This is a genomic window from Tychonema sp. LEGE 06208 (genome assembly GCF_015207505.1).
GTDB lineage: Bacteria > Cyanobacteriota > Cyanobacteriia > Cyanobacteriales > Microcoleaceae > Microcoleus.
Window position 1 is genome coordinate 50,812 of record NZ_JADEWT010000023.1, and the last position, 11,520, is coordinate 62,331.

Annotated in this window: 11 protein-coding genes; 3 read left to right on the forward strand and 8 right to left on the reverse strand. The window is 44.5% G+C overall.

The window, feature by feature from the left end; all coding sequences use genetic code 11:
- Positions 1-110: 110 nt before the first annotated feature.
- Positions 111-749 carry a histidine phosphatase family protein gene (locus IQ263_RS08735; protein ID WP_194067084.1) on the reverse strand — a complete coding sequence of 213 codons (639 nt, stop codon included), beginning with the start codon at positions 747-749 and terminating at the stop codon, positions 111-113.
- Positions 750-812: 63 nt separating this feature from the next.
- Between IQ263_RS08735 and IQ263_RS08740 the strand changes: the two genes are divergently transcribed.
- Entirely contained in the window at positions 813-1,085 is a 273-nt protein-coding gene (locus IQ263_RS08740) for a BrnT family toxin (protein WP_194067094.1), read from the forward strand.
- 379 nt (positions 1,086-1,464) lie between these two features.
- Entirely contained in the window at positions 1,465-1,719 is a 255-nt protein-coding gene (locus IQ263_RS08745; RefSeq protein ID WP_194067085.1) for a hypothetical protein, read from the forward strand.
- 356 nt (positions 1,720-2,075) lie between these two features.
- On the opposite strand, the gene IQ263_RS08750 is transcribed toward IQ263_RS08745, so the two are convergent.
- Complete coding sequence (locus IQ263_RS08750) at positions 2,076-2,759, reverse strand: class I SAM-dependent methyltransferase (protein WP_194067086.1); 684 nt, start codon at positions 2,757-2,759, stop codon at positions 2,076-2,078.
- Positions 2,760-3,213: 454 nt separating this feature from the next.
- Between IQ263_RS08750 and IQ263_RS08755 the strand changes: the two genes are divergently transcribed.
- The gene (locus tag IQ263_RS08755) at positions 3,214-5,067 is read left to right on the forward strand and encodes a polysaccharide biosynthesis/export family protein (protein ID WP_194067087.1); all 1,854 of its coding nucleotides are present in this window, start codon (positions 3,214-3,216) and stop codon (positions 5,065-5,067) included.
- A gap of 138 nt (positions 5,068-5,205) precedes the next feature.
- Here the strand turns inward: IQ263_RS08755 and IQ263_RS08760 are convergent, their stop codons facing one another.
- The 6 genes from IQ263_RS08760 to fraC all read right to left on the reverse strand — a co-directional run bounded on the left by IQ263_RS08760 (position 5,206) and on the right by fraC (position 10,853).
- Positions 5,206-5,940 carry an SGNH/GDSL hydrolase family protein gene (locus IQ263_RS08760; RefSeq protein ID WP_194067088.1) on the reverse strand — a complete coding sequence of 245 codons (735 nt, stop codon included), beginning with the start codon at positions 5,938-5,940 and terminating at the stop codon, positions 5,206-5,208.
- A gap of 193 nt (positions 5,941-6,133) precedes the next feature.
- Positions 6,134-6,961 (reverse strand): ATP-dependent sacrificial sulfur transferase LarE, encoded by an 828-nt coding sequence (larE, locus tag IQ263_RS08765; protein ID WP_194067089.1) that lies wholly within the window; start codon positions 6,959-6,961, stop codon positions 6,134-6,136.
- Positions 6,962-7,177: 216 nt separating this feature from the next.
- Positions 7,178-7,915, reverse strand: coding sequence for a Uma2 family endonuclease (locus tag IQ263_RS08770; protein WP_333091863.1), 738 nt, complete (start codon positions 7,913-7,915; stop codon positions 7,178-7,180).
- A gap of 162 nt (positions 7,916-8,077) precedes the next feature.
- Positions 8,078-8,851, reverse strand: a complete 774-nt coding sequence (locus IQ263_RS08775) for an ABC transporter permease (RefSeq protein ID WP_194008011.1) — start codon at positions 8,849-8,851, stop codon at positions 8,078-8,080.
- A gap of 476 nt (positions 8,852-9,327) precedes the next feature.
- Positions 9,328-10,326 carry a DUF5357 family protein gene (locus IQ263_RS08780; protein WP_194067090.1) on the reverse strand — a complete coding sequence of 333 codons (999 nt, stop codon included), beginning with the start codon at positions 10,324-10,326 and terminating at the stop codon, positions 9,328-9,330.
- Between the two features lie 5 nt (positions 10,327-10,331).
- The gene (fraC, locus tag IQ263_RS08785; RefSeq protein ID WP_194067091.1) at positions 10,332-10,853 is read right to left on the reverse strand and encodes a filament integrity protein FraC; all 522 of its coding nucleotides are present in this window, start codon (positions 10,851-10,853) and stop codon (positions 10,332-10,334) included.
- Positions 10,854-11,520: the final 667 nt, after the last annotated feature.

Here is an 11,520-nt window from a genome sequence, read left to right on the forward strand (position 1 = left end):
TTTAAGATTTTCGATTTATAATGTGCGATCGACATTCAATAAACGTAGGGTGTGCAGTGTGCACCTTACACAGATAGCATAAAATGCGATTTTTTGCACGAATCTCATCTTTAATTAAAGCGGATTGCGGTTTCAGAGTCGGTGAGGTGAGAAGTATCGCCATTAAGTGCGATCGACCATTCGCCCTCACCGCGCACCACTTTCACCAAACAGCACAGAGAAGCGTTAATTTCCGTTTCAACACCGCCCGCCAGCCCGATCGCACTTCCCAAAACCGAAGCACCGTGACCTACTAATAACATATCTTCGGGAAACTCAGCAGCGAGGCGTTTAGCAGTTTCCCCAGCCCTTTTGAGACAAGCTTCTCCGGTTTCGGGATAACTAGCAATACCGCCTTTGTAAGCAGCATCAATCCTCGGAAAACGCCTGCACAAATCTGCGACAGACTCAGTTTCCGGCATTTCCGTCATCCATTCAGGATTCAGCCATTCGCAAAGTCCCCACTCTAATTTTATCGACAAATCAAGAGCTTCTGCCGCGTGATTGGCAGTTTGGACAGTTCGCAGAAAAGGGGAAGCGAAAATGTGAGAAATTCCTTCACCTTTGAGGCGATTGGCGAGTTGTTTGGCTTGAACGTGACCGTCTTCGGAAAGGTGCGGATCGTAGCGGTGTTCTGCGGTGAGAAACCAGTCGGGGTTTACGAAGTCGATGCGGTTTCCGTGTCGTGCGATCCAGACTGTTTGCGGCATGAGTTGGTTTTAGTTTGGCTTCTTGATGTAATATTATATCAAAGATGCTGATTTAGGATCTTTATAAAATTCGAGTGGGATGAAAACAAGGCTGCGGTAAATTTGTCCAAGCATGGGATCTCATTTGAGGAAGCCAGAACGGTTTTTGACGATCGCCTCTACGTCGATTTTTACGATCCGGATCGCTCTGATGAAGAAGATCGCTATATTATTGTTAGAGAGTCCCAGCAAGGTAATTTATTGATAGTGTCGTATACAAAAAGAGCTGATTTTCTTCATTTGATTAGCGCTAGAAAAGTAATACGAGTGGAGCGAGAAGTTTATGAAGAAGGATGAAACAGCGATGGACGATGAGCTTCGGTCGGAATATGATTTGAGGAAGTTGCGTGTAAGAAGGGTAGGATCTGGACGAAAGACATTTGGTGGTGTAAATATTCATTGATCACCGAATGTTGCAGAGATGTTTCCCGATTCTGAAGCAGTGAATGAAGCTCTGCGGTTTTTGATTAGAATTAGTGGAGAAATTGACACAGCAAACGAGTTTTAACCCCTGGGCGAAGAACAAACGATCGCGAGTCTCGCAGCCTTGCAAGATTATCAGACAAGACAGGCCGAAGGATCGCCTCAATGGGCAGATAGTTTAGGAAGCGATCGTTTTGGCTACCTATGCCAAAATAGAGTTACAAAATAAAGTTAACCATTCATCATAACTTTTATGACCCTTACACTCACCTTACCCCCCAAACTCGAAGCACTGCTCCGCCAACGGGCTGAAAGTACAGGACAAGATATAACAAGTATTGCCTTAGCTGTTCTCGCATTCGGACTTAGCTTTGATGAAAGCGATTTCTTCGAGGCATTGGAAGGGATTCAACACGGACTTGATGAGTTCGATCGGGGCCAATTTTCTAGTCTGGAAGAATTTATAGATCGACAAAACCAGAAATACGGACTTTCTTTGGAAGCATAATCTATCGCATTGACTTTTCCAGTACAGCTCAATCTGAAGCTGATGCAGCGTTTCTGAACTTTTCTCAATTCACGACTCCCGATCGCGCTCAAGCATGGTATCAGGGTCTGATTAAATTAATACCATGCGTGACAAATTGTTGCTACCATTATTAAGCATATATAAATTATCTGTCACAATCATAAATTGCCGGATACGGCAGTGCCGTGTCCCTACAGGTAAAAACCTCTAATTTCTTTTTTGTAGGAAAGTTTTTTCAGCCCCGGTAACTTCTTCCAGTCCGCAGAGGCGGACATCGTTTATATAGCCGCGAATTCCCTTCGCCCGGCCACTTACATTCGGCCGGTAACTTACATTTACCCCCTAACTCTCATCATCTTATTTCCACCTTTTTGAAACTCATAGGGAGCCTCTTGAATTTCTACACGAAAACTTCTCTTTTTTAATTCAGCAATAATCTGGTTTAAATGCTCAGATTCCTCCCCGCTAAAACTTTGCAACAGCGGAAAAACCCGAACTTCCTTCGCAACCCGACACATTTCTGTAATTGCTTGCAAATGAAATTCTTCCGAAAGCAAATGAGAATAAGCAAATAAGAAATGGCTGCACAAAGCTAAATCAAACTGACCGTCATTGAAAGGCAAAATCGGCAATTCAGCATTCATGTAGCGGCCTTGCTCCAAACCAGAGGGAAAATCTGCTAAAAATTCCTGCATCGCCTTCATCCGCACTTCACCTAGCTGGTACGGCGATTCAAAACTGTTCCACAAATAGCCGTCTACATTGGCCTTAACACCGTCTATCACAGTTTGATATGTTTCTTGGATGCGATCGCCAATTTCCACCGCCGTAAACTGATACACTGGATCGCAAGAAATTACCTTTTTACCTTGGCGAGTCATTTCGGCATTAAAACTCGCCGGGCCGCCCGCACAATCAAGAATTGCTAGCTTGAGATCGGTTGATATCAGGCTAAACATTCCTATGTATTCATCCAAGCAGCGTCCCCAAGGAATTACTTTATCCAATTTTAGTGACACTTGTTCTTTGTCCCGCAGAGAGAATTATTTAATATTTTACATCAACAGGACTTGCGCGGATCAGTTCAAAAACCCAGTTTCTTCATCAATGTATCGAGAAAGCAGCCACTATTTTCAAAGAAACCGGGTTTTGTAGAGGTAGTGCCCCGGTGCTTACCCCCTCCACGGACGATCGAATCAAGGCGATTTGTTTCTCTCCCTTTTCTGTAGCAGGTTGATTTGTATCCTGAGTTGTGTATAAATAATTTTGGTCAAACAAGCTCCTAATTCTAACAACAGCTTGCTGGCTTTACACTTTCTTTACAAAAAACGATCTCGATTGCCTCACAATTTTATGATTCCACCTGTGGATTTTGTAACCAAGCGAGGCTACACTAGACAACAGGGAAAATAACCTAAAATCAACGGGCTAACTTGCTCTCATTCATTGGCAGGCTGCAACCAGGAAACAAAGATGAAACATACCGTTAAAACCGCTACAAATCTGAGTTTGTCAGCCCTCCTGGTGCTGAACAGTTCGCTGCCCGGTATAGCTCAGTTGCCTGCAGTCAGAAATCCTGCACCCAGCGGCAACCCAAACCAGCGGAGAGTACCACCACCTCCTCCTCCGGGTTCGAGTTTGCCTCTAGGAAATTCGGGTGCGCTGACACAAGAAGCAGCTTATACTTTAGGCTCGGGCGATCGCATTGCTTTAGATATCTTCGGCGTTCCAGAATTCAGCAAAGAATATCAAGTGTTAGTTGACGGGACGCTCAATTTGCCAATCATTGGCAGCGTCTCAATTCAAGGATTGACGCTGCAACAAGCCGCTAACGTCATTACCAAGCGCTACGAACCCTTCATTAATGTTCCCGTTGTCACCGTGACTCTGATGCTCGCTCGCCCCCTAAATATAGGTATTGCAGGTGAAGTTACTCGCCCCGGTTCCTACAAAATTAATCCCGCCAGAGAAGGAAGCGGAGGAGGAGTAAAATTTCCGACTTTGATGGAAATGCTGCAACTTGCAAAAGGGGTGACATCAGCAGGAGATATGCGAAACGTCCAAATTCGCCGTTCCCGCAGAGGAGGTGCTGAGCAAGTTACTACTGTTAATTTGCAGGATTTTTTAGACACGGGAAATTTGAGCCAAGATGTCACTATCCGAGATGGCGATACAATTTTTGTACCGACAGCAAGTGCCCTGAATACTCAAGAAGTCCGTCAAAGAGCCAGTGCTAATTTTTCCGCTGATATTACTAAACCAATTGGTGTGGTAATTGTTGGAGAAGTGAACCGGCCAGGGCCTTATACTGTATTTGCTTCGGATGTGCGATCGACCAACCAACAAACAGAGTTGAGTTTTGTATCTATCGACCAGCAGCAAGGGGCGGTTGTGGGCTTGCCAACAATAACTAGAGCCCTCAAAATTGCCGGCGGTATCACTACAGAAGCCGATATCCGCCGCGTGCAAATCCGCCGCCAAGTCAAAGGCGGCAACGAACAAACCATCATGGTAAATCTGTGGGATTTGCTGCAAAAAGGCGACTCAACTCAAGATATTTTGCTGCAAGAAGGAGATAGCGTAATCATCCCGACAGCATCTACTGTAGACTTGACTGAAGTTTCCCAAATCGGAAGTACGAGTTTCTCTCCAAACGCGATTAGCATCAACGTGGTGGGGGAAGTAATCAGGCCTGGAGCTTTACTGGTTAAACCGAGTACATCCCTGCACCAAGCTTTGCTCACTGCAGGCAGTTTCAATCAATTGCGGGCGAAAAAAGACAAGGTGGAACTGTTGCGTTTGAACCCCAACGGTACTGTTACTCGCCGCACTATCGATGTGGATTTTGCTCAAGGGTTGAATCCTGACAATAACCCAGTTCTCCGCAACAATGATGTGATTCTCGTAGCGCGATCGGGCTATACCAGGGTAGGAGACAATATCAACAGTTTCTTGCAGCCAGTGATAGGAGTTGCCACAGGGATCAACGCTGTTAGCGGAGTTTTTACTGGGTTTCAAGCAACCATCAACGCTTTTCAAAACTTATTTTTGGGAGGAGATTTCGAGCGGAAAAATCAACTCAGACAGCTTCGCGAACAACGTCAAGACAGACAAGAGCAACGTGAAGACAGACAGCTAGAGAGACAAAGACAAGCTGAAGATAGACAGCAGCAAGCTGAAGACAGACAGCAGCAAGCTGAAGACAGACGCTTGCAACTTGAAGACAGACAGCGACAAATAAATGTTGAAAATCAGCAACTTCAACTTCAGCAGCAACAACTTCAGCTACAGCAAATGCAGCCACAAACTACGACAACTACTCCTTGATATCATCTTCGGTAAAATGACCTAATTTTGTCAACTTTTGAGGACTGAAGTCTTCGCTAAAAACGAATTTGATTGCGGTTTTTAATTGCGAGTACGCGAATAATAAAGTCCGCGCCTGCGGACTTTAAAAGTAATAACTTAAACAGATTTTCTATCAAAAAATTTGCGGGTTGTTAAGGGAGGAGTTAAAATATCTAACAAAACTTTTCTATATATATCTAAACCTTTGGCATTGAGGTGAACGCCATCAATTGTTAAATCTGTATTTAGAGCTTTGTCCTTAAATAAGGCTTGTATGCCGCTAGATTCCACGGTTATATTTTCTTCGGCTGCTACTTTATTGATGAGAACATTGATTTCGTCAACTCTAGCAATTGTTCCTGCAAATTTAGGATTGTGGCTGGCGGCAAGAGTTGAATAAAAAGCAGGAATTAGAATAATCTGTTTGCTGCCGATCGATCGCATAATTGCGATCGCCTCTTTCAAATTGCTGACAAACTGCTCGTCGCCAATGCCATACATAGCATCATTTGTGCCGATCGCCAAAATCGATTTTTTGCAGGTAAAGCCCTGCGGCACTACCAATTTTAGCTGTTCTAGCAGCGAAACAGAGCTCATTCCGCCGATCGCAAAATTAAAGTTTTTTTCTCCCAAAGAATCGCCCAAAGCCGAAGAAATAGAATCGCCCCACACGCAACCTTCATATTGCTGCTCTTTAATTTGTTGTACCTGATTGTAAACCGAAGCTTGCCACCAGAGTGCAGAACTAACAGTGTCCCCCGAAGGTTGCGGGTTAGCCAACCCCCGAAACGGGATGTACGCCGACAACAACAAAGCCAAGACGGCCGAGATTAATTTAAATTTAACTTTCATAAAACTTGCTGCTACTCTTGCTGTTACTCTTGCTCCTACTTTAGTTTATGCTATTGCTTTAACCAGCAGTCAGGATTTCTGCAAATTTAGCGAAATCGTGATGCGGCTGTTGCGGTTAATATTTGTAGGGCAACTTTCACCAACAATCTGTCAGCTACCTCCCGAATATTTGTCAACCCGCCCCACATCTTAATCAACCTTTCGCCGCCAACAATTCAGGTTGTAAAACCTGATTTAATTTGCCGCTGCGAAACCCCTCCAAATCCAAAGTCGCGTACACAAAACCAAACTCCTGAAACACCGCCACCAATCCAGGCAAATCCGTATTTATCACAAACTCCTGAATCTGCTCCGGCGGCAGTTCAATTCGTGCCGTATCTCCATCCGATCGCACTCGCAAATTCTTCAGCCCCAACTGCCGCAAATACCGTTCGGCGCGCCCCACTCTTTGCAACTTGGCAACAGTAATTTCTTCGCCGTAAGGAAAGCGCGAACTCAAACAAGGTTGAGCCGGTTTGTCCCACCAAGGCAAACCCAATTCTTTTGCTAACTGCCGCACTTCAAATTTAGTCATGCCGACTTCTGCTAAAGGCGATCGCGCGCCGCGTTCCTTCGCAGCCTGAATTCCCGGACGGTAATCCTTTAAATCGTCTGCATTTACCCCATCCACCACATAAGGATAACCCTTTGCTCGTGCTAGCGGTTTCAAAGTATCGTGCAGTTCGCTTTTGCAGAAATAGCAGCGATTAACCGGATTAGAAGTGTAATTGGGATTTGCCATTTCCTGAGTTTCGACTTCCTCGTGGGCGATGCCAATTTCTGCTGCTTGAATGCGCGCATCTTCTAAATCTTCTAGCAGTAGAGACGGAGAAACTGCGGTAACTGCCAAAGCGCGATCGCCCAAAACGTCCCAAGCAATTTTTGCCACCAAAGTGCTGTCAATTCCGCCAGAGTAGGCAATCAGCGCCCGTTCCATCTGCGCGAAAATATCTTTTAATTGTTCTAATTTTTGAGCTAACATAATTTCAACTTTTTGTTACATTATAAACACAGGAGCAAAAAACCAGACTAAACAAAAAGATATCAACAAAGCCGATCGCGATCTGTTACCTTCTTGACATCCGTTACATCTGCGGCCGAACTTCCTTCTCGTGCTATTCTGGATCGATACCGAGGGCTGCCAATCTCGCCAAAAGTTCTTGATTTCGCTGTCTTTCTTGTTCCAGCAGCGTCTCGGCTAACTCTTTGTCTTGCTGTTGGCGATCGGCCCGCTGACTTTCGTTTTCCGCCCGCTGGCGTTCGTTTTCCGCCCGCTGGCGTTCGTTTTCCGCCCGTTCTTCCGGCCACAAAAGTAACTCTCCTTCCGCATTCCACCAGCGCAGCCAAGAGCCCGTTCTACCTTCGCGAGATCCTCCCAAACTCCCAAAAATAGATCTAATCCAGGTATCAAATAACGCCCGTTTTCATCTGGATTTTGATTGTCGTAACGCTCGGATTCGAGCGCATAAACTTCTATTCTGCCCGTATGGGGTCGAAAAATCACATAGCGAGGAACTTTGATTACTTGTTCGTAAAAAAACCATTTGCCGATTTCTTCCGTGTGTTCGACAGAATATTCATCGCCGTAAGTAGCTGACAAAAATTCCATCACTACAAAGGGAACTGTTCCTTCGGTATGAGGCGTGTAACTGCGGCGCGGATAGCTGTGGGGCCAAGGTTGCACTGGCCGCACGTACATCCAGTCTGGGGCTTTGCAAATAGTGCGATCGTCCACAGCCGCGCACAAAGCAAAATTAGCAACTATTAGTGCGTCTTGGATTAGTTCCGGGGAATCCACTACAGACTGGCGCAAACCGTGAGCTAGCAAGGGATGGTCTGTATCGTCTACAGGGTCATCTGGTAGGATAAAATCATCGGCCAGCAGGGGCCAAGTAATCTTTAGCTGCGATATCGGTTTTTGAATTACAGCAGTCATAAGTCACCTCATTTTACCCATAAAAATTTGAGTTTTAGTCGAGATGGGCGATCGACAACCTTCTCTATATCTTAGCGCGCTAATTCGAGCGTAAAATAGGTTTGTAGTCAGGACTTTAGTCCTCAGTACAAACTATTGCCTCGGCGGTGCCCAATGCGCGTTTTAAAATTCTCGGCGGGAAAATATGGCGATCGCAACTGACAGCAGCACCACCACATACAGCAAACCGTAGCCAGCATCTGTAATCAAACCCGCCAAGTAAGGAACTTGTCCGTAAACAGCATCATTTTTTAAATTGAATCTGGCTAAATCCGGCAAAACCAGATAAAGTCCCATCATCAATTGTTCAATGCCAGGATTTTTAGTTAACTTACCCACAGCCACCAAATCCCGCGTCGAATGTCCCATCAAATAAACGCCAAATGTCAGTAAAGCTGCCAGCAGCGAACTGCTAAACACCCCAAATAAAATCCCGACACCAGCCATGAGACACAGCTCAAACCAAATAAACAGCGAAGCAATTAAAATGCTTTCCAAAGGGTAAGGAATCCGGCTAAAACTCAAAATAACCAGATAGACAACAGTCATGGCCGCTACAAGCACAAATAGCACCGCCGACAGCCCTAAGTGCTTGCCTACAATTAACTCAGCCCGACTTATCGGTTTAGCAACTAACAGGTAAACAGTCCGCTTTTCAATTTCTTTGTTGACCAGTTCGGTAGCCACAAACACTGTGGCAATTAGACCGAGAATGCTCATACCAGCCAAACCAATATCTAAGATAATTTTCTTCTCGGTTGTCGCGGCCAATTCGGGTATCAAGCGTACCGCTGCTCCCATCAACAGAGCAAAAATAATAATTATGTAAAGGATGCGATCGCGAATTACTTCCCAAAATACATTAATTGCGACTGTCAATATTCTTCTCAAATTCATCTAGTTATAAACCCGCTGGAAACTTTCGTCATATTTTAGTTTAAGGAAGAAGTCATTAGTCATTAGTCATTAGTCATTAGTCATTAGTCATTAGTTATTAGTCATTAGTTATTAGTTATTAGTCATTAGTCATTAGTCATTAGTCATTAGTCATTAGTTATTAGTCATTAGTTATTAGTTATTAGTCATTAGTTATTAGTTATTAGTTATTTGTTATTGGTAACAACTGACAACTGGCAACTGACAACTGGCAACTGACAACTGACAACTGACAACTGACAACTGCTTTCCGTCCAACGTCATCAGGAAGAAGGAAGAAGGCTTGGGAGCATCTCATTTTTGTAAAAAGCATCTTTTTTATTATAGTGCGAGTTCTTAAGCTCGCACTATAATTAAACGCAAAACACCAGATGCTCCCGAAGCTTCGCTTCGGCTGGCGGGCCAATCTCCCCATCTCCCAACCGCCAGAGACCGGCTCAAACCTGACTGTCTACCGCAGTTCCATCTTTTTTGAGTCCGGGTTTTGAGCGTTTGATAGCGTCGCAGGTTACAGTCGCCCGATTGGCTGTATCGAACACCTCGCAAGACTTGGTAAACGAATATATTTCCGGTCGAAAAACCAGCCCCATCCAGGTTGCTTGCATCTCTAACTGATAGCGCGACTGTCCTTGAACGATCGAAGTTTTGACATCCCAGCTACCATCTTCTGGGACTTTCCCAATTGTTCCTAATGCTTTATTTTTGAGAAAAAATCGCTCATTGTCAATATCTATTAACATTTGTTCAACCTGCGGCCACGGTTTGGTGCGGGCTTCATTTTTTACGTATCGCTCCATTGCATTGAGGATGACAACTCCTCGGGAACGATTAATAGTTGGCTGTTGAAATGTCACCACATAATCGCTTTTTCTCAAATCCTGCGATAAAATGCTCGGATACTGTTGTATCCAACTTTGAACTAAAAAATGAAATGTAAACCAACAGGAAAATGTCACATGAATTAGAGTAATCATCAAAAACTGAGGGCGCATCAACTCTCTGATACTTTCCCGTTTTGAATCGCTCTTCCAAACCCTGATTATTGCAAGAACTACTACTGCTATAATCGGCCCGGATATCCAGGCTATTTCCTTCTTGTCCGACGGCAATCTGATCAGCAACCACAATCCAATTAAGATGCTTGTCACCCACGGACTCAGGCTTACTCCTTTAATCACAAAAGGTGCTTGGCTGGTCAGCAAACCCATTGACAGTATAAAAAATAACCAGCTCATATCAAACATCAGAATTCTTGTCTGCCAGTCAGTGACTGCCGCCACTGCCAGCAAACCTAAAAAGATGCTGAGCAGTAAAGGAGTCTTCCAGTGGACAACTCTAGGCGGAATCATCGCCTTTTGAACTTTTTTATTGGCTTCCCACAGGTTGTTCGTCACCTTAGTGAGTTGCTGAGTGACATCCAAAAATTGCTTCATCATATATTTCAATTATTGACGCTTTCCACAAACAACACTGTTAAAATAACGATATTGCTAACAGTATGGGCGATTAAAACTGCTCCAAACTGGGTAGTTACTTGAAAAGTTTTTTTGAGAGGACGGCGGGTGAGAGTCGGCGGCCCTAAAAACTGAGGTTTGGAAGCTTTTTTGTTACCTAAAACCCAGTTTTCTATAATTTGTAAACTCTGCCATTTTGCTAAAAAAGTGATCGCCAATAATAAGACGGCAATCATAGTTAGGGTAGGGTAAAGACTCGGATTTCCGCCTAATAACATATAACCGATTAGCTCTTCCCGCAAATCTTTGGGAAGAATGCTTTCTATGCCGAAGAAAACTAACCAACCTACGCAAGTGCAAGCGAGATTGAGGATGGCTGTATATTCAACGCTGGTTTTGGGGCCGAGTTTCAGTAGTTTTTGCAGAAACCACGATTCGATCGCGATCGCCAAAAATATAATTAAAACTTGCACCAAAACAATCCGAAATGGGAAAACATTTGCAATCATAAGCTTTCAGGTATATCATCCCGGGTGAGATTTTAATTGTACAGCACCAGCGGAATCATCAAGAGCTGCTGGTCTTAGGCCTCAAGCTCCTTCGATCGATCGCCCTTGTGAAAATCAGGTGGTTTAGCACTTATCCTTTGACACTCCCTGGCGTGAACGCACAGGGATTCTTAATTCAGCGACTGACCTTTAAGCACCGCATCTCTTTCGAGCAATCCTCAAACCTTTCAACCGTGAAAAGACACCAATTGACGAGCCTGATTTACAGCAACCCCAGAGAGTCTATCTCCAAAAGCGTACTAGGGTACTGCACTTCGACTAAGCTCAGTGACCACCTAGAGTTTGGGCGTGCCCCGCCCTACTTTAATTGATGGAACCAAATTATCTATTTTCTGGTAATGAGAATGCGGTGATTCTCTAGCTCTGTTTGACAAGGTTTTCGCTACCCTTCTTGGTACTCTCTAGGAGTTTTTAGGTTCGAGGGTGCCGACTCAAAGCCGCTTCACAACCGCCCACCTTGGGGATTCCAACCATCTTAATTTTAACTCAAAGCCGTGCTAGAAGCACAGGGTTTTAGACCCAATTTTTTGATAATCTTTTGAGATCCGCCTGCACAATGGCAACATTCAACATTCAAGGCGCGCGATCGAAGTACCCACCCCAGTAC